This is a genomic window from Stratiformator vulcanicus (assembly GCF_007744515.1).
In the GTDB taxonomy this organism is placed as follows: Bacteria; Planctomycetota; Planctomycetia; order Planctomycetales; family Planctomycetaceae; genus Stratiformator; species Stratiformator vulcanicus.
Map to the genome: position 1 here is coordinate 470,750 of NZ_CP036268.1, position 21,958 is coordinate 492,707.

General features: G+C 54.1%; 13 protein-coding genes. 8 read left to right on the top strand and 5 right to left on the bottom strand.

The annotated features are described in order from the left end of the window. Window positions 1-135 precede the first annotated feature (135 nt). Both Pan189_RS01745 and Pan189_RS01750 read left to right on the top strand, forming a co-directional pair. Window positions 136-783: a hypothetical protein gene (locus tag Pan189_RS01745; RefSeq protein WP_145362248.1), complete on the top strand. Its 648-nt coding sequence runs from the start codon at window positions 136-138 to the stop codon at window positions 781-783. Beyond that, on the top strand, window positions 780-2,474 hold the full coding sequence (locus tag Pan189_RS01750; RefSeq protein ID WP_145362249.1) for a hypothetical protein: 1,695 nt from the start codon (window positions 780-782) through the stop codon (window positions 2,472-2,474). Before Pan189_RS01745 ends, Pan189_RS01750 begins: the two co-directional genes overlap by 4 nt. A 1,044-nt stretch (window positions 2,475-3,518) precedes the next feature. Here Pan189_RS01750 and Pan189_RS01755 read toward each other — a convergent pair. Continuing rightward, window positions 3,519-7,535 carry a WD40 repeat domain-containing protein gene (locus Pan189_RS01755; RefSeq protein WP_145362250.1) on the bottom strand — a complete coding sequence of 1,339 codons (4,017 nt, stop codon included), beginning with the start codon at window positions 7,533-7,535 and terminating at the stop codon, window positions 3,519-3,521. A gap of 348 nt (window positions 7,536-7,883) precedes the next feature. On the opposite strand from Pan189_RS01755, the gene Pan189_RS01760 reads away from it, so the two are divergent. The 6 genes from Pan189_RS01760 (at window position 7,884) to Pan189_RS01785 (ending at window position 11,802) form a co-directional block, all read left to right on the top strand. Beyond that, window positions 7,884-8,402, top strand: coding sequence for a hypothetical protein (locus Pan189_RS01760; protein WP_145362251.1), 519 nt, complete (start codon window positions 7,884-7,886; stop codon window positions 8,400-8,402). A gap of 122 nt (window positions 8,403-8,524) precedes the next feature. Continuing rightward, window positions 8,525-9,223 carry a hypothetical protein gene (locus Pan189_RS01765; protein ID WP_145362252.1) on the top strand — a complete coding sequence of 233 codons (699 nt, stop codon included), beginning with the start codon at window positions 8,525-8,527 and terminating at the stop codon, window positions 9,221-9,223. Window positions 9,224-9,289: 66 nt separating this feature from the next. Next, entirely contained in the window at window positions 9,290-9,751 is a 462-nt protein-coding gene (locus Pan189_RS01770) for a hypothetical protein (protein WP_145362253.1), read from the top strand. Window positions 9,752-9,808: 57 nt separating this feature from the next. Next, window positions 9,809-10,447: a serine protease family protein gene (locus Pan189_RS01775; protein WP_145362254.1), complete on the top strand. Its 639-nt coding sequence runs from the start codon at window positions 9,809-9,811 to the stop codon at window positions 10,445-10,447. Between the two features lie 363 nt (window positions 10,448-10,810). Next, window positions 10,811-11,194 (top strand): hypothetical protein, encoded by a 384-nt coding sequence (locus tag Pan189_RS01780; protein ID WP_145362255.1) that lies wholly within the window; start codon window positions 10,811-10,813, stop codon window positions 11,192-11,194. 35 nt (window positions 11,195-11,229) lie between these two features. After that, complete coding sequence (locus Pan189_RS01785) at window positions 11,230-11,802, top strand: hypothetical protein (protein WP_145362256.1); 573 nt, start codon at window positions 11,230-11,232, stop codon at window positions 11,800-11,802. A gap of 1,347 nt (window positions 11,803-13,149) precedes the next feature. On the opposite strand, the gene Pan189_RS01790 is transcribed toward Pan189_RS01785, so the two are convergent. Genes Pan189_RS01790 through Pan189_RS01805 form a run of 4 tightly spaced genes read right to left on the bottom strand, consistent with a single transcriptional unit; the run spans window position 13,150 to window position 21,947 of the window. After that, window positions 13,150-16,101, bottom strand: coding sequence for an ATP-binding protein (locus Pan189_RS01790; RefSeq protein WP_145362257.1), 2,952 nt, complete (start codon window positions 16,099-16,101; stop codon window positions 13,150-13,152). A gap of 10 nt (window positions 16,102-16,111) precedes the next feature. Beyond that, window positions 16,112-17,110 (bottom strand): hypothetical protein, encoded by a 999-nt coding sequence (locus tag Pan189_RS01795; RefSeq protein WP_145362258.1) that lies wholly within the window; start codon window positions 17,108-17,110, stop codon window positions 16,112-16,114. Next, window positions 17,107-20,241, bottom strand: coding sequence for a DUF1156 domain-containing protein (locus Pan189_RS01800; RefSeq protein ID WP_145362259.1), 3,135 nt, complete (start codon window positions 20,239-20,241; stop codon window positions 17,107-17,109). Before Pan189_RS01800 ends, Pan189_RS01795 begins: the two co-directional genes overlap by 4 nt. Then, on the bottom strand, window positions 20,238-21,947 hold the full coding sequence (locus Pan189_RS01805; protein WP_145362260.1) for a DUF262 domain-containing protein: 1,710 nt from the start codon (window positions 21,945-21,947) through the stop codon (window positions 20,238-20,240). Before Pan189_RS01805 ends, Pan189_RS01800 begins: the two co-directional genes overlap by 4 nt. Window positions 21,948-21,958 lie beyond the last annotated feature (11 nt).

Here is a 21,958-nt window from a genome sequence, read left to right on the forward strand (position 1 = left end):
AAGGATTGGGGGGGGACCACTGAAGCGAGACCGGAAACGTAGTCGAAACTAACACTTTCCGGTACTTCTCATAGTGAATTGTGTCGCCGAAGATTCAGCTCAAAAGCGACGAAAAATATTATTAAGGAAATTGTCATGAGCATTCAAACTGACACGATAATCGAACCCGCTTTTTTCGCATCGGACAGCGTCTTTGGCGTCATCCGTCGCGGGTATCCGGAAGAGTATGTTCTGGCGAAATGGCTTTCGGCGAGCAGCGATTCGGCTCCAGGCCACATCGTCTCGCTCCCTGATGCCGTGAATCTCACTGAAGCCGGTTCCGCTGCTCGGTACCAGATCGCCGCTGCTTCGGAGTCACCGAATCTAGCATTCACTGTATCAGGGGAATTAGCGGCATTTCAGGACGAATTTGAGGAAGACCAAGTCGAGTGGGACATCGTGGAGGAACGGAGCAAAGTGAGCTTCAACATTGGTCCGTTAGAGTTCGTTGACGATAGTCAGGAGGCGGCGCTCATTATTGGCGACGACGATTCGGTCGGGAAAGTTGACGAGTATGACTGGCCCAAGTTGCTGTCCGATGCGACACTCGATAACGATGTCGAGAGATCGGATTGGCTTGCGCGCCAAGCGCCTTTATATGGCCTGTGCCAGGGAAAGCATCTAAGGATCGGGCCGATTCAATTGCCCGCTGACACATCGTTTGATGCCGTGCGACAGCGACTTGCTAGTTCCATTTTTGTCGTCGTCGTTAATCTTACGAGTGCCGAAGGTGACGAAGGATGAACTATTTCAAATCGTTTTCGCAAAGTAGCGACGCACGGCAAGCTGTTGCGAGGGTTGCGCAAGACGAAGGTCACTCCGCCGCAATCGAATTTTTTCTCGATAAGGCTGCTTACGGTGTCACGGACTCGTTCAGCTTGCAGGACAAGATTCGCTCCTTTGAATCAGGGGTCGCGACTGCAGCGTTCAAAATGCTGATCTCCGAGTGCCGGCTGCCGGGTGATCCTTGTCGCGGCCTATCGAGTGAAATTTGGATTCGATTCGCCAACAGTAACGAAGATTCAATAAGAGCGTTCTACTCGTCGCTCTGGCGTGCACTTCCCGAATCTTGGCGCGAGGATCAGCTTCCATACCTAAGCTCGCATGACGGCTCATTAGATGACCTCGCCGGACTCGTGGAACGCTTCGACCATGAACCGCATGTGATGCAAGCGGTTTGGTTCCCGACTGCGGAAATCGACGAAGGCAACCCTACTGAAACAGTATTTCTTTTCCGAGTCGTCGTTTCTTTCCGTGAGAACACGTCGGTTGCGGGGCAAGACAAGAGGGATGAGGTACTCCCTCGAATCATTCAAAGGCCGAGATCTCGCTATTGCGTCGAAGCGATGACGCTGGCCACGGTCGAAAAAGGTCTCGCGACTATGCTGCAGAACTCCGATCTCAAGCTTCCGGATGGCAGTCTAATCGAGATCGACCTTCAGCACCGACCTCTCCAGAACGAGGGAGAGGCGTCGCCAGCTCCGAAGACCAATCAAATCACCGGGCGTTCCCTGACACTTGCGGTATGCATCGCGACTTGGGCGTCGTTAGTCCAGCGTGAGTTGCAACCCATTTTAGCGTCGGCCTCTATGGTGGGGCCCAGACTTCGAGGCGTTGAATACATACTCCAGAAGTCGAAAGCGCTCAACGATACCTACTTCAAGTATTTCCTTGTCGAAGAGGCGAACTATTCGGAAGTCGTCGGTCCAGCTTGGAAAGAGCGATGCATTCCGGTCAAAGGGATTCCGGATCAAAGGTTCTGGAACAATTATGGCTCAACGATTTTGACAGACGGCTTCGATTTATGGAGGACCTTGCTGCTTGACTCCACCACAAGCTCCCACGGCGATGACTCTACCGGTTTGGCAACAAGCAATCCGAGCGAGCCGATCAGCGCGATCATCAAGTCTGCGTTGGAAACGATCGCGGATGCTTGCGATAGTGAGACTACCGACGATGATGATAAATCCGTGAATTGGCCAGCGGATGAGCACACCACCATGATCGCCGTTCCTTTCGGCGATGATCCGTCGAAGATTGCTTGCAAGTTGACAATTCAGTTGACCCGATTGCTACAACAGTTTCCGGCTGAGCAAGGATTACCTCGAACTGCGGTGCCCTTGTATCTCGGCAGCGTCCCATCTTCGGACGCGGCTTCGAAACTGACTTCCTGTATCGTCGAAGGGGCGAACACCGTCCGGCAATTTTTGAACCATTCGCTTGACGCCCAGCCGCCATTCACAGAATTCGTGCTTCAAAACCGCCTACGTCAACAAACGTGGCTAGACACAATTTTCGTCTGCTTTGAGCCGGACGTTTTCAAAGCGGAACCTGGCAGTCAATCTGCAATTTGGTTACAGATGATTCGCGATCTCAATGCGGCTCATCTGGTCTTAATATCCAACAGCATCCATTCCGCAGCCTGCCTTAAGTAATGTCGCATCAGTGCAGCGTGTGTGCATAAAACGGTCGATTGAGGCGGGTACTTCGACTAGATATGGACCGCCCCCATTCTGAGTCATAGCTCGCACTTCGCTCAAACCGAGGCGGTCAAGTCGTTTTCCGCCTTAAAATTGGGAGCGACGGAGCCGCCTTCGAGGTCGAAAAACAGGGGCGCTGTAATAAAGATGTCCAAATTGTGTGAAAGGACACTTTATTTCGATATTGACGGAGTGAAACTCTGGAAAGACGATGAAGTTAAGCCCGCCCTCACAGGCGAAATTCTCCACCGTGAACTTGACCGCAAGAGGTTTACTCGCCTCGAATGCGTGAGTGGCCACTCGGGCCAACTGTTTCTCAATTCATTGCAGCGTCCCGGCAAATTTGATTTAGACATTGTCAAAACAAAACTCGCCGACTTACTTGAACCCGCTTTTCCCGACCGGGACGGGTTTATCAAACGACTTGTCCCGTAGTCCAATACAGACAACCACGTGCGGGAAATCGATTTTTCGGCAGATTGGTTCTACGCAGACGACTTCGCCGAACAATTCTGGCTCAGGGAATATCCGATCGAGACGCTGCAAGAGTCTTTACACCCGACAACTTTTGCAGAGTCCGATCTGAAGTCGCAGCTTGGACTTTTGCCGAAAAATCTGCCGAAGCCAGCCGACGATGATCGTCGCGTCTTTCTTACCGATCCGAATGATGACGGGAGGGAATTACTCAGATGTATTCGGTCGCTCGGATGACTTGAGCGTTTGGCATCAACCAGGTTAGCGCCGGCAATTAACTATGAACTGCTCCCTCACCTTTGAACTTGCGTAGCGACCTATGGAGTCCATTTTTTTATGACGGCCGACATAACGCGCGACTGAGAAGGTTTCACCGGCGTCCTATGCAAGTATCTCCTCACACCGTCGCATCATGCCATACACGCTGACGACTGAGTCACAACATCACGCAATCATCGTATCACCCAAGACTTAGAACGACTGAATCTGTACCAAGAGTAATCACGGTCGTGTTAACAAGATATATCACAAACACCAGTTTGACCGTACGCCTTCGGCTCTTAAAACAACAATCCCCCCTCCCGAGGTCTCTACCGCGAACCACCCGGATGTAGAAAACGCGACACCTCTAGGATGTTCAGGAACAAATACTTCGTCGATTACAACAGCGGAATGATTGCAGATCGTCAATCGTCCACTTTCCTTCAACACTCCGAATAGACAGTCTCCCACTTTGGCGATATCAACAACTCGGTCTTCATCCTCCGCGAGTATTACTTCGCCCGTCCCCGTTGATTGGATCAAGTGTGCTTGTCCAGTCTTGTCGCGAGCTATAATGACCTTCGTTGATCGCAGCACCACAAACTTTTCAAATGCGGGCTGCCCGTGCGAAAGCTTCACTGTACAATCGGACACAATATTCCACTTATAGACAGATCCCCGCGAGGTCCCGATGACAAGGGTCGACGAATCAAACACCGCGACTGATGTAGGATACTCATCTGATAATTTTAGGCTCGCTCGCTCGCCCCAATCGTATTGTTTCCAGGCCCGCGGGCGATCTCGCCATCCCCGAATTGCGGGCCGTGGGTCCCACACCTCAATCTTTCCGTCTTGCCCGGCGCTAGCCCATCTTCCGTCTATCAGCGGCACGATTGAAGAGACGCGGTCATTGTGGGGGCGGAAAGCTGGCCCGGGCGGCATGGCATTACGCTCAAACCTCTTCGATCTAGCAAGGATTGCATCTCCGGACGTGTCGCTGAACCCCGCGTTCATATCGCGGTGCATCGCTTCGAACTCGTCAATTACAGCAATTTCTCCATACAAATTAGAAGTGATAACAGCGTACGGTCCTCCTTCGACAGCATAATCCGCCCCAATCCGGTGCGTTGCATGTTTTTTTACATTTGTAAATATTTCCCATCTTATGAAAATATTTCTCTCACCGTCGTGCAATATCAATTGCGTTGGGCCGGCAAAGCCGATCATGGTTAAATCTTCACAACTGTAGTCGCCATCTGCGTTGCAGTAATCCCGCTCTAGTTGTATTCCTTCATTCGTCGTCCATAGCGACAGCGTTTTGTCTTCACCTGCCGACACCAGCGAACCGTCGCTATTGCATGCCAAGCAAGTGACCCCGCCCCTGTGCGCTTTAATTCTCTTTGGCGGTCCGTATAGATCGGTGAATTGAAGAAGGTTCCCTTTGTCGTCGCCAACGAACAGACCAACATGCGTCAACAACATGCAGTTTAAAGTGTGTTTTGTCTCAAACACTTTCCTGACTTCCGATATGCCAATATCCCACGCGAGAAGAGTGCTATAGGGTCCTAAAATCATTACCGCTTCTGCCGGATTGTCAATATCCGGGAAGAAAACGTGAGATGCCAAAAGTAAAATTGCATTCTCGCCAAGGCATTGCAACTCTTTAAATATCCATTTGTGGCCCTCAAATTGTTGGCCTCCGTAGTTCAATGACTTTTCTATATAAATCCCTGCCTTTGGGTTCCATTCGATAATGTTGCCTGACTGCATCATCAAGAGAACCCAACCGCTATCCGCAAGAAAGAGGTTTATAGAATCCTTAAAGTTAGAGAAATCATCAGCCTCCTCTTCGATCGTTATGCAATCAATCATAACTCGTTCCTCAAAATTGTAGGCGACGACCTGCCTGTCGGTAGTAAGCGCGCAGATATATGGGAAATGCACTTTGAGGGTCTCTACTGGTGAGCAGCAAGAGAAGAGCGACTCTGGTCGAGATGCAGGCAACTCCACATAGAGAACTTCTTCTCCGGTGCATATGGCGAGACCATCTTCGATTCGAGCTGCAGCGGTTATAGTCTTTTCTGTTTGATATAAGATGCGTATTTCGTTTTCTCGCAGATCCCAGTGAACAATCTGCGTACATGTTATTGCGAATACTTCTTCATCTTGTGTAATAAAGAAAACATCTTGGAATCTGAGAGAATATTGATTGCATTTGATCAGTGTCCCGTCCAGTACATTCCAAGAAATGAGTTGGGAGCGTGAGTCCAGAGCGATTACCCTATTTGAACTCGAAAGACGTATTGATTTGCAAGTGGTGCCGGAAAGCGAAATTGTGTAGGGGATGCCACTACGCATCGTGTTTATTTCAGCAAGCCAAGGCCATTGCGCGTCACCATGGAGGGCCGAGAAGATGCGTTTGACACGGTCCACGGCTTCGGACAGCGAATCAAGCTCATTCTTTTTTAGCGTAAAGAAGTTATAGACCTCCTGTATCAGTGTGGCCGGGTGCATATACACAAAAGGTCCGTGCCAGCGGATGGCTTGTAACATTGCCGTGAGGACTTCGTGCTGGGATCCCGATCCCTCAAGCAAGCGCATTACAAGACGGGGGAGCCCGTCTTTCGGCGGTGAAGCCACCAGCCGTTCCGCGAGATCGATGAGAATTTCGTCCGCTAGCGTTCCGCCGAGGAACTCGGCCGGAAGCATCCACTGTCGCGGTGTGGTTCGGATTCGCCGCACGACCTGCTCGGCCCACTCTTTTGGAAGTTCTGGCAATGCACCACGCCCCGGTCGGCGGGAATAACGCAGTGTGAGCGCGGCGAAGTAGTACAATAGCGAGTCGTGCAGGAAGCCGACGCCGTTCCCGTCCTTGCGGAGCAGTGAGAACTCCAAGAGCGTGTCCTGCTCGGACTCACTGAACTCTTCAGTGAAGTACGACCCCTGATGCCAACATTCGTCCTCCGGCCACCAGCGGGTGCGCAGGTGTAGTGGATCCTCAAGCAGGCAGATCGCCGTTTCGAGACTGTCGAGTCGCGTGCTTTCCTCGTTCGGCAGAATTGCCAGTGCCAGCCGGCACAGCGCGGTTCGCACCAGCGCTGGAGCACGACGTCCCGCCAACCTCGTCGGCAGTTGTCTGCCGTATGTATTAATGTCGCGTATAATGTGCTGATCGACGACGGCGTCATAGAGATCGAACAACGAGTCGATCTGCTCCAGACGCTCTCCCTCCAATGACGCCACGAAGTGAGTCAAAAGCGGGGTCGAGATCAGGCTCTCCTGCTTGGCGTGTCGCCGGATGAACTCTCCCAGTTTTCGGCACTCGGACTCCACGTCGTCTTGTAAGACCGGCAAGCCAAGTTTCTTTCGCAGATACTGCTCATAGCCGCGAAAGTTTCGCAGGTAGTCCTCCGCGTTCTGCGGGTGGATCGGTTCGAGATCGAAGGCGACAAATTGCTCATCATCCCAGAGTTCTGTCATCACCGCGTCGCCGGAGGCGGTCGAGCGATAGGTGACCACCACGCGATGGCCGTACTCCCCGAAGTCCCGCTGGAATAGCCTGATTACTTTTGCGAGTAGCTGGCGTCTCGTGCTGTCGGCCGAGTTAAGATCGACGAACAAGAGCAATTTTGGCCCGCCGGCCGTCGTCAGCCATCGCTTCAGTCGCCAGCGGATCAGTTCCTTCTGCTCCGTGCTCCAACCGGACGTTTGATCCTTGCCCCGGCCAGAGGTTTGGGCGATCAACTCCAGAATCCAGTCACCGTTGTTAATCCTTTCCAGCGTGTCGTCGATGACGTTGTGCCATTTTCGGTCGCCGCCCGAGTTGCAGCTTTCGACTAATTGGTCGAGACGAGACAGCTTAGCTCCGACTTCGGCCCAGCAGGGTAGGTAGCCGGCCAACTCGGGCAGTTGGCCGACGCGCTCGCTGCGGACACCGAGCTGTTCGGGTATCGGGAAGCAGTCGAAGAACGCCCGCCGACACGCAACCGTCTTACCTGCTCCCGAGCGAGACAGTAGTAAGACTCCATGCGTGTCGCCCGTCTCACCCAGGTGCCGCAGCATCGCCGAGAGCGTGGGATTGACGCGTTCGGCATGCGGCTTCGCGTCTTTCAGAAGCTGCTCCGCGCCGGCGTCGCTCCTCTCAGCCCGAAGCGGCAGCGGCAGATAGAGCTGCTCGCCGGGAAGGTCATTGTAGAAATACGCCCATGGCGAGAGCAGGCGTCGACCCTCGGCGGAATCGGCTTCCGGCCCCAACCTTCTTCTTAGTTCCGCCAGACCCAACAGGTCATCCGTCTTCGACAGCACCTTGGGTACGTGATGCCTCAGAAAGGTCAGTTGACTCGCTATCGGCGCACTTGGCTCTGGCAACGATCCGCGTCCTCGAAAAAAACGTCTGACTCACCCAGCGTCAGGATAACCGCTTCAGCAACCCGAAGCAGCAACGACGTTGGGGATCCAGCCCGTGTGGAAAAACTCTGAGTCCGTGCAATCGGAACAGTCAATTTTCCGTGTTTCTGTAAATAACACAGATCGCCGGCGGAAAAAATTCATTGAGCCGCTTTCTGTTGTCGGAGGGGCATGCCGAGTGTCGGCCGCCCTCAACGAATACCCGATGAAATGAGCGAATTGATGCAAGCTAGTCGACTCTTCTTTTTGTCCGCGAGCCTGCTCTGGGGGACCTTCGCATCCGCACCGGTCCTCGCCGGCCCTGTCCCGTACGGTCTCCCCGCGCCGGTCCGGCCGCAAAAGCCGCATCCGCTCGATAATCCAAACGTAGAAACTGCCGCACCCAGCAAGCCTGCACGACCATTGCGGTTCTTCCTTATCGCCGAAGACGGTGAGCGCGTCATGCAGATGGAAGCCGAATTCCTGCCGGAAGGTGTGCGGGGACGCATGGTCGCAGAAGATCAACGGCTCAATGCCCAACTACAGCAGCAGGCCGCGGCCTCTCCGAGAAATTCCGACGGTGAGATGCTTTATGCAGAAGAAGCTCCGGCTCCGCCAGTACAGCGCCGATCGACCCTCCGCCCGGTCGACGGCTATTGGGACGAACGTCCGGTCTACTGCAGGCACGGCCGGCTGCTCGGTTACGAGAAGGTGTGGATGGAATTCTGCCCGAAATGCGGCAAGTACCACCCGCAGAATTAAGACCAAAATTTCCACGCGTCAAGCTTATTCCTCAAACACTGCAGGGCATGTTGCACTGCCAATGGGCTCAAGCGGACGGCCGCGACTTGAGTCTCAATAAAAATGGCCGCGGAGAATTTTTTATGTTTATCTCACCGAAGATGCTGACCCACGCCATTGCCGCTCCCGTGTTAATGTGGTGCGCCGGAGCCGCTGATGCCGGAAGCAGCTACACCGAGGCCTACGCCGGCCCGGGCAGCAATGTGATGGTGGCGAATCGCTCTTACGGCAACGCCGATTCCCGGATGTATGCGTCGGCGTCGAACGGCGGAATCGCCAGAGGACAACAGATCGCCATCGGCCATGGAAATGGACGTGCCAAAGCCTCGATGAACCTGCAGTCGATCGGCGGCCAATCGACCGGCGACAGCTTCGTTGAGGCGGGGCACGGATCCTTCGCGACGGGTGACACGCGTGTCGGGAGCTTCTACGGCGCCGCCGAAGGATACACTCGCTCCTCCTCGAATTTCGGTGGCCACAGTGCGGTCCGCACTCGGTCCTACTCGAGGTTCGGCCACACGGACGTTACGGGCTGCGGCAAAGCAATCGGAAACGCCCGCACGACCGTTAATTCGTTTGGGCAAAGTTTCAGTCCACTGACGTATTCGTTCGCCAAGGGTACTTCTATTGGCCTCGACGGTGGTTCCGCATTCTGCGAGTCGACGACCCGCTCAATCGGCTTTGGTCATCCAGCGTGGTCCCAGTCGGTGGGAATCTCCCGGGCCCGCGGCTGGGGAAGTCGGTCGTCCGTCCATTCGACGGATTTCTCGATCGGCTACTAAAAACTGAACCGAGCGGGTGGCAGCAGCTGCCACCCGCTCTCTTTCCTTTCAACCCGGAGTAAAGTTATGAGCAAGAATTTTGGCTTATTGCTCGGTTGCGTGTTGGCGGTCGTAGCAACGACCGGATCAGCGAATGCCCAAGATTTTCGGTCCGCACTCAAAATCGATTCGCGAGGAACTGGTTTTCAGCAGTGGGCGAGCGGCTACGAGGAAATGGAACACAAGGTCGAGATGAGTGATCGTAGCGCGGACGCACTCTTCACTGGACGGTCGCCCGGTCGTCATGCCATGAGTGATTCCACCGCTTTTCGCCTGCCTGATGGGTCGATGTTCATATCGCGATTCGACATGGAAATCGGCCATGAACGGTCGTATTGCGGAGCGGGCTACGTTGCCGGGGCTGACGAGGCGATGGTTGAAGGCGGCTTTATTCCGACCGGTGGATTCATGAAATTGCAGGGCCGCACCTATTGCCCGGCAATGCCTCGCAATGTGGTCACCCATTCGCGTCTTGACGACGTCCGTTAAGGTAGGCCGAGTTCGGTCCACTCTCAATTCACTATACAATGAACAATGGAAATACCCATGAAACCGATCCTGAAAACTGCAAGCATTCTTTGTGTGTCGACTCTCGCCGCTGCCGTCACACTTGGGGGAGATCGAGGGCCGGCGCGGCAGCAAGACCCCGCGGTCACCGAAGCCCCCCATCTTAGCCCAATCGAGCACGCCCTCGGGGCGATGCTGCGAGAAGTCCCGCCTTTGCTCGAGCACCATATGCCGGTGTTAAAGTCCGGGGCCCTTGTGACGGAAATCGCTACCGATTCGCTGTTGCGGGAAGAAGGCGTCTGCCGGGGCGATGTCATCATCGCGGCGGATGGTCGGCTGCTCGAAAGTTGTTCCGAGTTCCTGCGGCAGTTCGAGCAACAGCCCCCGCAAAAGTTGCTCATCGCGCGCGGGACCCGCATCAAGCAAGTCGATCTGGCAATTGGGGCTGGGCCCACAAACCCCCGGACCGTCCAAGAAGTCGTCGCTATCAACGTGAATATCTCGGAAGGTTCCGTGTCCATCACTGGTACCAACGGCCTTTACCACATCGTCGCGACCTACTCCGGCGAAAACGGCCAGTTAATTCGCATCGACGAGCACGGCCCGCATGCCAAGATTCAGGGTCTCGTCAACGCACTCCCGGAGCCGCTTCGTCGCGCTGTTCGCGAACGCATGTGACGGATGGCATCGGCCCAATCGATCAGGCTCCCGGTTCTCCGGGAGCCTCTTTTTTTGAATCGTCAACGACGAATACAACAGGTTTCGTCAGAAAAACGATGCCCATCTCGCTTACTGCTTGTAAGAGTCGGCGGTAGTCGCGGTGACTGCCGCCGAATCTCGCGGAGAATTCCAACTTAGCGAGGTGAGGAACATGGCGATGAAAAAGGTTCGGTACTTCGGATTGGCTGTTGTGGCATGTGCTTTATTGTACCTCGCGGGGGCAGCCGCCGCGCGGCAGATGCCGACGGACGCAGTCGAAAGCAGTCCGCCTTTCACTCAGCAAGAGCTGGCTGTCGACTTAGAGTCGATCGAGCGCGCCGCGTGCATTTCGATACGCGCTGCAGCGATTGCCACGCCTTGGAAAAGGACGTCGTGTTCGCCGGCCCGAGTCTCTTCGGGCTCCGTGCTCGGATGAGCCTGGCCGAAATCAAAACCGCGATTTCGCGGCCGAATGAGACAATCGCGACGGGATTTGAGGATGGGACATTGGTGCTCGTCGACGGCCGATTAATCTCCGGCAACATTACAGTCGAGGAAGACCACTACTTATACAGTTCGGCCGACAAAAATGAGTCCTTCACCAAGGTGGAAGTCGAGGTCTACTCGCCAGCGATTTCCGGAATGCCTGAGGGGCTGCTCGAAGACCTCGGGAAACACGAGATCGACGACCTGCATTATTTTCTGGTGAACCTGAAGGGCGAGTAACCCTGAGAAATTTTGCGTCCCCTTAGAACTGCAAAATGTCGATGACCAGCGGCTCGATCTACGACGCCTTCGACGAACAGGCGATGAACGTCATGCGGGTCGCCGTACAGCTCGCTATGCCTCCGACCGTCAAGGTCACCGACTGGTTAATGGCCGTTGCCCGTTGCGGGATCGTCGTTCTAGACGAGATTCCTTCTGCCGAACCGGCAGGTCGAAGAATCAACGGCCATCGACCAGCGGCGGTGACTTCGCTGGAGCCCGATCTTGAGCGACTCTTCGCAAGGGCCGCGTCGCCTGAGGGAACCGGTCCGATTTCGGTGGTGCAGGTTCTCTCCATCATTGGCAACGATAGGGAAAGAAACTCGGCCGCAAAAAGGGAGACGGGTTGCCCCCGAGTTCCGAACCCGCGTGGAGACGGCGCGCTCAAGGTCGATTCAACGGTACCTGCCGCCGACTATCGCGATGACATGGACGAAATCCTAGCAACTTGGATCGCGGCATACGATTCCAAAGACGAAGTGCAGCTGGGGGAACTTCGAACACGAGCCCAGCAGCTTGCACTCGAATTCGCTCGTCATCATTCCGTTGAATCCCAGCCTGCATCATGAACGACCTGATCGTCGCAATCAGGCTTTCTTATTAACCTTTATTCGCGGCCTGCAAACCTGAGGCTTTCTTACTCCCTGCTCGCAATGGTTGCAGCCTCAAGCTGCGTAAGACTGCAAGTCTAATCGCGATTGGGTAGAACGGCACCAGCTCGCAGCCCTGAAAGCATCGCCAGAACTCAATAGCCACGATTTTTTTCCGAGTAAGCATCTTCGTTTAGAAATTTCGCGAGCTGCCGCTTATTCCTTCTGAACCGGATCGTTTTCCTTTCAGCAGCAGGACGCTTTCGACCGCGCGATCGACCATTTGCTGCCAAACCTAACTTGCGAAGTTTGGCAGCCGTGGATTCTTACCTACGGTTGCATGCTATCGCTTTCAAGAGACAGCTCGGCGTTACCTGTCGCCAGTATCGATCCCAAATGCCGGGCGACCGAATCCAGCAAACTATGTTCGACTTAAAATCAGATTGGAGAAATCCAACGGATCCTTTTCTTTCACGAGTCACATTGACCGGGGCTTATGAAAACGTGTTAATCGACGAGGTCATTCAACTGTTGGACAAATTCCATTTTGACGAGTTCGGAATCTTAATGTTTACCGCCCGATGTCATCGCTGCAAGCGGATCGATTGGTTGTCAAGAATTACTCACCATCGGAACCTGACCGAGACACTGCGATAGCCCACGACTTTCGGACAGGGGGGCCGGGATGGGACATCATCGGTCGCGTGCAGTTCAACATTTGTCGTCACATTTCTAAAATAGACCGGGAGCACTTTGCGAACTCGGCAAAAAAAGATGCAAGACCGCGAGTCTTTCTGCAGCTTGACAGCTTCAACCGCGAGTTTTCATCGCAGATGCTTAACGCGGACGTGAATTCGTCAACGCTTTTCGACTTGAGCGGAGGCAAAGGTCAGCTTCCCCGCAATGGCTGGCCGGCGGCCACGAACGGTAAATGTGGATACGCCGGCGGGCTCACTCCCTCAAACTTGACCGAGCAGCTCTGGTCAATTTCGCGGGACGCGCATACGGCAAAATCAGTCTTGGTCGACGCGAAACCCCCTTTTCGACCCTGGTACTTTCTTAATGCCCACCAATACTTTGCGAAAGCAGACCCCTGGGTGCGATAGAAGCGTTTATATCCTGAATGTTTGCGGCATCTCTCGAACCCTGTTCTGCGGGAATTGATCGCAATAGCGAACGTCGATTTGACGTTCGCAGGTAACCTGCCACCCGAGATGGCGCCAGCCTTGTGGGCAAGTCATCAATGTTGGGTTAGTGCCCCAGCGAGTGCATTCTGCCCTTCTTCGTATTCATTTCTCGGTCTCCTTACCTCCCTCGCTGTGACCTTCAACCCAACACCACGTCGTCATTTAATCCTAGTTCCTTCAGGCCCGATCTCGCCTCTTCCGCCTTAGATTGGCCTTGTTCCCCATCACAAGGGACCTCAAACGATACCTTTAGTTTCAAGCCATCAATGGAAGCGAAGCGACTCAGCACCTTCGTGTAGAAGTTCATCCATTTCTGCGGTGGCACGGTTCCAGTCCAGCGAACCGCTTTATTTCTTGACCGCTCATTATCTAAACGATTTCCTTCGCCATCGCCTTCATGAGTCGTCATGACGCGGACCTCAGCGACGGTTTCAAGCCCTTCGGCCGTGGCTTTGACGGTGAAAAGACCGCCAGTGGTATCGCTGCCCGAATTGTAGAGTCCCTCATCAGTGACTTCCCCACTGGAGGCTAACCACTCGACCGCATTGATCGAAAACGGCTCGCCGTACTGATCCACTCCCGAGCAAGAAAATGATACCTGCTCACCGGGCTGAAGCGTGACTTCGGCCGGGCGTATCGCAATGTGGTCCAACCGAGGTGGTTCGCGGAGCTTCTGGGCATCCTCCGCTTTAAGAATGAAAACATCGTCCGCTAATTCGATATCGCCTTCAACGAGACTTTCATTGAAATGCAATAGTTTAAATTGTCCACTGCTCTGCTTGACTGCGTACCCAAACGTCCCTTGACTGACTCCATCGGCGATCGTCCGCTTGATCGTGTCGGCATTAAGCAGCCGTGGAAGCTGTGGAGATGAGAAAAACGCATCGCGAACTCCCTTCGTAGACCATTCCGTCAATGCCGGCGGCCAATATTTGAGAAGCTTATTTGGCCCTACCCCAGAAGTTATCTCGTCAGTCCGGCTCAGTTCATTGACATACAACTCGATAAGACCTCCAGCCATGCTCGACGTGATCTGGCCCAAGTCGATCTGACGCAGCTTATTGTCTTTACCGAGCAAGTACAGATAGCGGTATGTTCGCCAGATAGCCTCTTTCAAATCAGACTTTGCCCGACCAAGATTGCGTTTCAGCAGGCGACCTTGCCCCTCGTCCAACTGTTTTCGGGTATCGGTGTCGTCTTCAATCGCTTCCCAGGCAAGCACGTCTCGGGCGGCATCATGGATCGCATCGGCTGAATCTGGAACGGCGAACATGAGCGCGGACTTGTAAGTCCGCCCGGACGTACCACACTCTCGGACGATCGTTTCAAGTAGTTTTTCAGTAGATCGTTCGCCAATGGGGAAATCCAGTCCCATCACCGCCAGCGTCAGTACCGGACGGTTCGGCACGTCATTGCTGCGTTCAGGAAAGAATCGACGATCGAGAGCTTTCGTCCCCTTATTAAACAGTTCCTGAGTATCCCGTTTGATCCGCTCGTTGATCTCTTTAGCCTGTACGGCCCCGCGGCGGGTCACAAGAATCTGGTTCAGGTTCGGAGTCAGCCCGAAACGGTAGTGATTCTTGTCCCAATTTAGGTAGTAGCAATTACCCACCAAGCCTTCCAAAACATTTTCAATGTCGACCATATTAAGGTCGGGTGTGCCAACCGCTGCCCGGATTTCAGGAAGTGTCGCGACTGCCTTCGATTGGCTCATGCCGCCGTTCGACTCAAAGAAGATCGCGGATGCGACCTTCCGGTGCAGATTGGACTTCTTGATAACATCAGACGCTTCACGATCCAGACGGACCGCATGGGCGTCTTTCTTGCCGGCAATGTCTGTGGTCAGCGGCACTTCCAACTCGTTTGAGCCGAGTTGCTCGAACATTGCCGAACGAAAAATCATCTCTTCCAGTGGTGCGGAGCCGAGTGTAATCAGCGGTTCGCGCATCGCCTTACGATGTTCATCCTGATAAGCATGAGCGACCCACAACGCGAGCAAACGCAGGATTCCCCGAGTCCGCTGAAAACGCGGGAGGCTCTGCCATTTCCGCTCAAAGACCGACAGCACTGAGGGATGAAAAGGATAGCAGGTCTTAAATAATTCGTGCGCCGATTCGGGATTAATTCCACTCAACTCTTGCGCATGATCAACTGCCCAGTCGGCGTACGCCGTCGCGACCTTCTTCGCTTCCGCATCAACGAGGTCCCACTCGAACAGCCTGCGGCGAATGATCTCGGCGATCTCTGAATCGGCCGACATCATAATCGCCTTGCCCAGTCGATCGAGCAGCTTCTTAAGCGACTGGTAATCCCGCACGTCCTCCGGTGACATCTCGAGGTCTTCGGACGCCGGGATCGACACACAAACAACGACGTTGTTGTGAGCGCGGGCTTCTTCACACAGGCTTTGCAGGAAGACGAAGAATTGGTCCCGCATCTCCAGCTTACGCGCCCGGCTGATGTAGTTCATCAACTCGTCGATTAGGATGAGTGCTGGCTCATGACCCAGTATTTGTTGCAGCACATCTCCGCCGGGGGCAATCCCTTTCGCATCGTGTTCTGCGACCAGATCAAACCCTGCCTGACCCCGCAGTTGCCAAGCGATCTCGCCCCACGGAGTTTTGCGAACCGGTTCACCATCACCCCCTCGCCCCTGAATGGCGTCGAACTCCGTGCCCACAAAGACCGCCACCCGGGCCTGCGGCACATGCGGAATCTGTGCCCTGGCTAGAATCCGATCCACGCCCTTATAAGATTTTGCTTTCTCTCCACAGGTCGCCAGATGCCAAAGCGTCGTCAGCGAGTGGGTTTTCCCACCGCCGAACTGGGTGGCCATGTTGAACACAGCCGATGTTTCAACTTGAACACCGGATAATCGACGCACAACCTGCGAAGCCAAGTCCAGCAGGCTGCCGGTCAAAAACGTCCGTTCAAAGAACCGGGCGGGATCAAGGTAGTCTGGCGAGACATTGTCCCGCTGCTGCCGAATATGATCCAGATGCACTGCAAATTCAGAGGCGTCCATCGGCCGATTCTCCCGCAAATCTTCGCGGGGAGTGACCACTTGATACCAAGGTTTTAGTTTTGTCATCGATATGCTTTTACCTTCTTGGATGCTGTCGCACGTATTCGGCTAAACCTGGCGTACCGCTTTCACGTGCGATCTCTTCTGATTCATCAACACCGCACGTCAGATCGAGCATCTTGGGACTTCGATGAGCAATAGCTCTCTGAGGTGCGGATAGCGGATAGGCCTGTCCCTTTGCTTCGGCCTCAGCCAAGACCGAAAGCAATCCGTTCGGATCTTCCTCACGCCAACGATTCTTCTGAATGAGTTCGGTATCGTTCCCAGAATGGAGACTCTCTCCTTCAGCGATGACACGAACTTTCCCGACGATCTTGTTGCGTGCTAAAGGTGAATAACAGCGAAGTCCCATTGCACTAGAGAGCCGAAGAAAAGGGATGTCTTCTTGCGAAAACCTGACTGCGTAAACGACTCCGTACTCATGCTGTTGTGCAAGTGCATCGCACCGCTCGCGCAACGGTCTCAATCGGTCGACTTGTTTTTGCAACCACCTCAGATTTACACGAACGACTCGATTGGGAACTGCAACAGAGGCCACAAGGGAGATAGCTTCACGCCGTTGTGATTGATAGTGGTCCTCTCGAACCATCTCCTCTTTCAGGTACCGTTCGAGATCGCGAGTTGCATAACGGATCGCGCGGGCTGATTCGCCACCCGCGAAGTCGCGCTGTGCATAAATCAGTGAGCGAAGGCTGTACTCGCGGAAATACATAGGCTTGAAGTCTTCGCCTTGGAAATCGCCTGAAAGTGAGAATGAATCAAGGACGACGTATCCACTAGAATGAACGCCGCACCAGTTCATCGAACGGAACACGGAGACAACGTCGACGATGTCTTCTACGGAAAAGAGATTTGGCGACCAACGGAGGCCTTCCGCGTCGATTTTGGCTTCATTCGATGACGATGTCGCGTGGTACTGAACCCATGAGTCTTGATCAATCTCAGCGGGAAACAGCGCATCACTTTCCCGGAGCTCGTCACCACTCAACGTCCGGATGTCTGCGAATCCAGTCACAGCCCCAACCCCTTCTTCCGTGCCAGTACCCCATCCACCCAGCGTTTTTCGTCCGTTTCTTTCGGGTACAGGGCGGAGAGGGATTGGGCGAGTTTCCAGAAGCGGGCTTCGTTGCCGGCGCCGTCGTCGACTAAGAATCGTTTCAAAGCTTCGCCGCGGCCGGAGGCGAACAGGATCATCGATTGATGCACGCGGTCGAGGACGGTTTCGCCGGCCTGCGGCTTCAACTCCCCGGCGATCGTCTCTTCCGCCTCGCTTTCAATTTCGTCGAGCGTTTTAAACAGGTCGAGTTGTTTCGCCTTTGCCTTCTTTCTGCCGCGGGTCGTAGCGGTCGCTTCGTCTTTGCCGAACAGGTGGCGGGTGCGTTCGCTGACGGGGAGCAGGCGGGCCTTATCGCCCTTAACCTCCACGATCGACTCGTTCTTTTCGAGGTGGATGCCCAAGCCCTGAGCAATCTTACGGGCGGCATCGAATTCCAGCGAGTACCCGGTACTCGCGACTGTTTTTTCCGCAGGCACCGGGTCGCCGTCGGTATCTTCGTCGGCAAGCCCGGGGACGATGGTGGCGCTCTCTCCGGCGGCCTTGCCCGTCCCGCCGCCCAGCGTCCACAGCCACATCGCGGTCAGGCGGGCGTCAGGTTCCAGGCCGGCTGCGTCGGCGTCTTTAAAGATCATCGACAGCGCTTCGGTCGAAACGGTCGCCCAGACCTGCTCCAGATATTCCCGCAACGGCACCGCTTCACCGCTCGCCTTTTCGACCCTACTGTAGCGACTGAAGATTTCCAGCGCCGGCCCCAGGCAGGCGAAGATCGCATCGGCTCCGACAACCCCTTCGGCGGCAAGGCGTGGCATCCACTCGTGAATGCGTTTGGGAAGTTCGGAAAGAACGTCCCGCCATTCGCCGGTTTCGTTGCGAAGGGTTCCGTCTTGATCTTCGCGAGGGCGGATGATGAGGTGGACGGACGAAGCGAGCACTGAGCGTCCCTGGGCAATTACTCGGCTCGCCATCTCCGTATCAATTGGCCAAGAGCCAGTGATCGTCCAACCCGCCTCCACCATTGCCTGGAGTTGTGATTCCCAACCAGCAGTCGAGGTGTGAGCAAAAACGACAACACCGATCCCGGCAGGTTGTACAATTCGTCGCGAGTCCGACATGGCCCGAGTCATCATTTCCTCGTAGAAGGCATTGTTTTTGCCTTCTGTGGCAAACTCATGACCCGGTGACTGCACGATGATTTCGTCATCTTTGTCGATTAAAGGAGTTTTAAACAGGTCTGGGTGCGAGGCTGACAATATGCGTTTAAACCAAACGTAAAAGAAGTCAGCCAAGTCCGCATACTGAACCGAATAGTAATACGGGGGATCGGTCACCAAAGCATTGACACTATCGCTCGGCAATGGATGCGAGACTGCAGAAGCAAGCTGAACGGTCCCCGCGGCCCAATCGTGCCCAATTGACTCTAGCACGTGGTCCGTTCGCGACACCTGAATACTCCACGCCCCGCTGGAGTCTCCAATCGGAATACCCTCTGCAAAATCCCAAACCATCCCGATCGCTTGCTTACCAAAGAGATGACGCGGACATTGGGCAATTGGTTCCCACGCGCAAAGGCTGTTGGTTAAGTCAGCCTGTTTGCCGAATGCCAATGTGAGGCAAGACGCAACGGCTGAAGCTAACGTCACGTCAGACTTTAATTCAGTCGACGTTTCGCCGACCCTGCGGATGGAACGAGCAAGCAAAGCGAGCGCGACGGATTGGCGTGGAGTGAAGTAGTGCCTCCATTTGGTCATCCCGTAAATTGGTCCGCGATTCACAAATGAGTGATAGTTCGTCGTCGATTCAGTCGGCACTTCCTCTGGCTCAATTTGCAATTCTAGATATTTTTTCGCTTTGTCGATTGCATCAATATCGTGTGAATCTGGCATACGATATTGACGGCCAGTCGTGCCCTCACGTTTGACGACAACGCACAACAGACGCGCGTCATCGCCACCGCCGAATCGTGACTTGAGCTGTTGCTTCACACTATTCAGCGGAGTTGTGAAACCAGTCACAGGACATGTTGCAGATCCCCTTGCGACAATACCATCCCGGACCTCAGATGCCTTGCTAGGTTCGAAGATTTCCAATCGGGGCCGTCGGACTATCAGGTGTTTTCCGTCGGAGGTGTCTACGTTAACAACGTCGGTGATGACATTACCTTGTTTGTTGGTCGCGAATCGCATTGCAACTTTGCGATTTGCCTTCTTGCACAACCACATCGACCGGATCAACGGAACTTCAACCGGCTCGTCAACTTGTCCAGGCGCTTCCGACAAAATCGTTCGAGCCCATAGGTACGCGATCGGCGTCGCCCCATCGGGGTCCTTCGGATAAAACTCAGCGAGTTCCTTCTCCGCTTCTGCCTTCACCCACTGACCCCACTTGCGGACTTCGTCCGCGAGTTTTTGGCCGTACTTGGGGATGTATTCCAGCACGACTTTATTGAGCAGCACGGCCACAGGGTTGAGGTCGCTGGCAAACGCATCGGCTCCGACCCGCAAAGCCTCCAGTGGGATCGAACCGCCTCCGGCAAACGGATCAACCACGAGCGGTCGCGTGCCCGGCACGCCTCCCAAGGCTTCGTGAGCGGCCTGCGTAAGGGCCCGGCTCGTCTCCAGATAGGCCGGGACGGTGCTGTTGTCCCAGTTGGCGAAGTCGGCAATGAAATCGAGCAGCGCCCCGCGGAGCACCTGCTGGTGAGCCGGGTCGTTCGAATCGAGCGGCAGCCCGTTCTTCTCCGATTGAATTAAACCCTCCCAGCGCCCACGACTCTCCGGCGAGGACGTCTTATTTAATTGATGTCCTTCTTCATTAATTCCTGCGGGAAACATGCGATGCGCAAATGCCATCAACTGCGTGGCCGCCGCTTCCCGAAACGCGGGGGGACAAAGTTCATCCGCCGGATCAGGCCACAGCGACGCACAGATGACGGCCCGACAAGCCGCCAAGGGCCGCCGCGCCCACCAGATATGCAACGTCGAAATATGCCCATGCCGAATCGACTTCTCCCGCCGCGCATGGGCGGAGATACGAGCGATAGGGAGATCGACTTCGATGAGGCGTTTCGGGTATTTGATCGCTGAAATCATGCCACTTCCGGATTGACGATTCGGTCTGCGATCTTGAATATTTCCTTCAGTCGCCGGTCGCGAAAGTCGCTATAAGTAGCCAGATCAAACGTCATTTTCGTCGGGTCGGACACATAGTCCTTGACTAACAAATGCGGACCGATGTCGACACCGCCATCCAATAGTCTCTTGAAGTACGATCCGGGCAATTCCGCCCGCTTGCGGATATTGTCCGTCGCGCCGACGAAACGGTAGTTACCAATATGGTTAATCTCAGATGTCGAGAGATTCAATTTGCTTTTCAACGAACTTTGCGGATAGATGTGATCAATGTGCGGTGTATTGCCTTTAAAGCTCACGTCAAATGGGCTGATGCCAAATCGCTGGACGTAGATCATGTTCAAAACAATAAACCGAAGCCGCATGTTCAATAAATCTTCGAAGGTTAGCATTACACCTGAGCCTCGCGATCTGCTGAAATAATCTTTCACATCGTTCAGCGGAAACTTTCCTCCGAGCGGCTTGCCAAGGCGAGTATGGAGGGCATTCACCACGTTGTCGGTCTGCGCTCCATACCAGTTAAACAGTTGCGATTTGTAGTAGTAACCTCGCATCAACACTCGGTTGGACTCGTCCGGCTTGGGGTTGTGATAGAGAAAGTCGAAAAGCGGTACGAAGCTTCCATAGCTTCGGACGACTTTATCACCGTAAAGGTTTAAATAATGCTTGATGAAATCACGTAACTCTTGAAATGCGTGTTCTGCGCGATCCCATTCGCCCTGAATGCTCCTTAATAGCGCTTCACCGGCGGCAGACGTGAACTTCTCGGGCGACAATTCAGCACCCTTGCCGTGAGCAACAACCAAGCATTTCAAACAAAACGTTTTATCGAATGACAGTCCATTGCCATTCAGCATGTCGGCGACATCCTCCACGTTCTGTTCAACTTCAGTCCATCCCTCCTTCATTGCTGCAAACATTAAATCGGATGCATCTAACTTAGTGCCACCTGAATTCACGCGGACAAATATGTCTAGGATTCTTTTGTAAGGAAAGTCGTTTGCGACACCATCAAGTTCTTCCACCCAGAAGTGTTTCTCTTCCCGAAGCAAAGACACTAACTGGCCGCAATTAAATCGTACTTGCCTCTGCCGATCACGACGAGACTTCTGACCTTCTTGAAGGAAATTGTCCAGCTCGTCGTTAAGATCGTCACCAAGTGTCGACGCATTCTTTTGAGCGTCCTTTCCGAGCAAATTACGAATGCGATAAAATGGCAGACCTGGTACGCTCGCGCTGAAGAGCAGTTTATAAAGTAAGTCTCCGTCCTGAACGTCATTGCCGCTCGTAATATCTACATATGCATCTAGATTGTTACTGTTTTCTGTATCCTTCAGCGATCCGTTGAAGAGCGCAAACAGAGACTGAAGTCGTTGCTGTCCGTCCAATACAAAGACTTTTTGCACGCCATCTTCACTTTTGGCGTTGTCATAGTAATCATGCAGATCAGCGTCCCACTCGACCGTCTGCATGAACTTCCTCGCTTTGATCGGGTCTTTCGTGCGCCAGAACAGCAATGTCTGAATGGGATAATTGCGCATGAGACTGTCGAAAAGCCGGCAGATTTGCTCTTCATCCCAAACGAATGGGCGCTGGATGTGGGGCAGAAAAAGAGAGCTGTTAATCTCTTCGATTAATCGAAAGAGGGTGCGTGGCTTATAGCTCATTTGCGTATACG

What these genes read in the sequence shown, in the direction of transcription:
- Pan189_RS01805 (WP_145362260.1), bottom strand. Translation starts at nt 21,947, where the DNA reads ATGAGCTATAAGCCACGCACCCTCTTTCGATTAATCGAAGAGATTAAC.
- Pan189_RS01750 (WP_145362249.1), top strand. Translation starts at nt 780, where the DNA reads ATGAACTATTTCAAATCGTTTTCGCAAAGTAGCGACGCACGGCAAGCT.
- Pan189_RS01800 (WP_145362259.1), bottom strand. Translation starts at nt 20,241, where the DNA reads ATGATTTCAGCGATCAAATACCCGAAACGCCTCATCGAAGTCGATCTC.
- Pan189_RS01775 (WP_145362254.1), top strand. Translation starts at nt 9,809, where the DNA reads ATGAAACCGATCCTGAAAACTGCAAGCATTCTTTGTGTGTCGACTCTC.
- Pan189_RS01790 (WP_145362257.1), bottom strand. Translation starts at nt 16,101, where the DNA reads ATGACAAAACTAAAACCTTGGTATCAAGTGGTCACTCCCCGCGAAGAT.
- Pan189_RS01770 (WP_145362253.1), top strand. Translation starts at nt 9,290, where the DNA reads ATGAGCAAGAATTTTGGCTTATTGCTCGGTTGCGTGTTGGCGGTCGTA.
- Pan189_RS01765 (WP_145362252.1), top strand. Translation starts at nt 8,525, where the DNA reads ATGTTTATCTCACCGAAGATGCTGACCCACGCCATTGCCGCTCCCGTG.
- Pan189_RS01760 (WP_145362251.1), top strand. Translation starts at nt 7,884, where the DNA reads ATGCAAGCTAGTCGACTCTTCTTTTTGTCCGCGAGCCTGCTCTGGGGG.
- Pan189_RS01785 (WP_145362256.1), top strand. Translation starts at nt 11,230, where the DNA reads ATGTCGATGACCAGCGGCTCGATCTACGACGCCTTCGACGAACAGGCG.
- Pan189_RS01745 (WP_145362248.1), top strand. Translation starts at nt 136, where the DNA reads ATGAGCATTCAAACTGACACGATAATCGAACCCGCTTTTTTCGCATCG.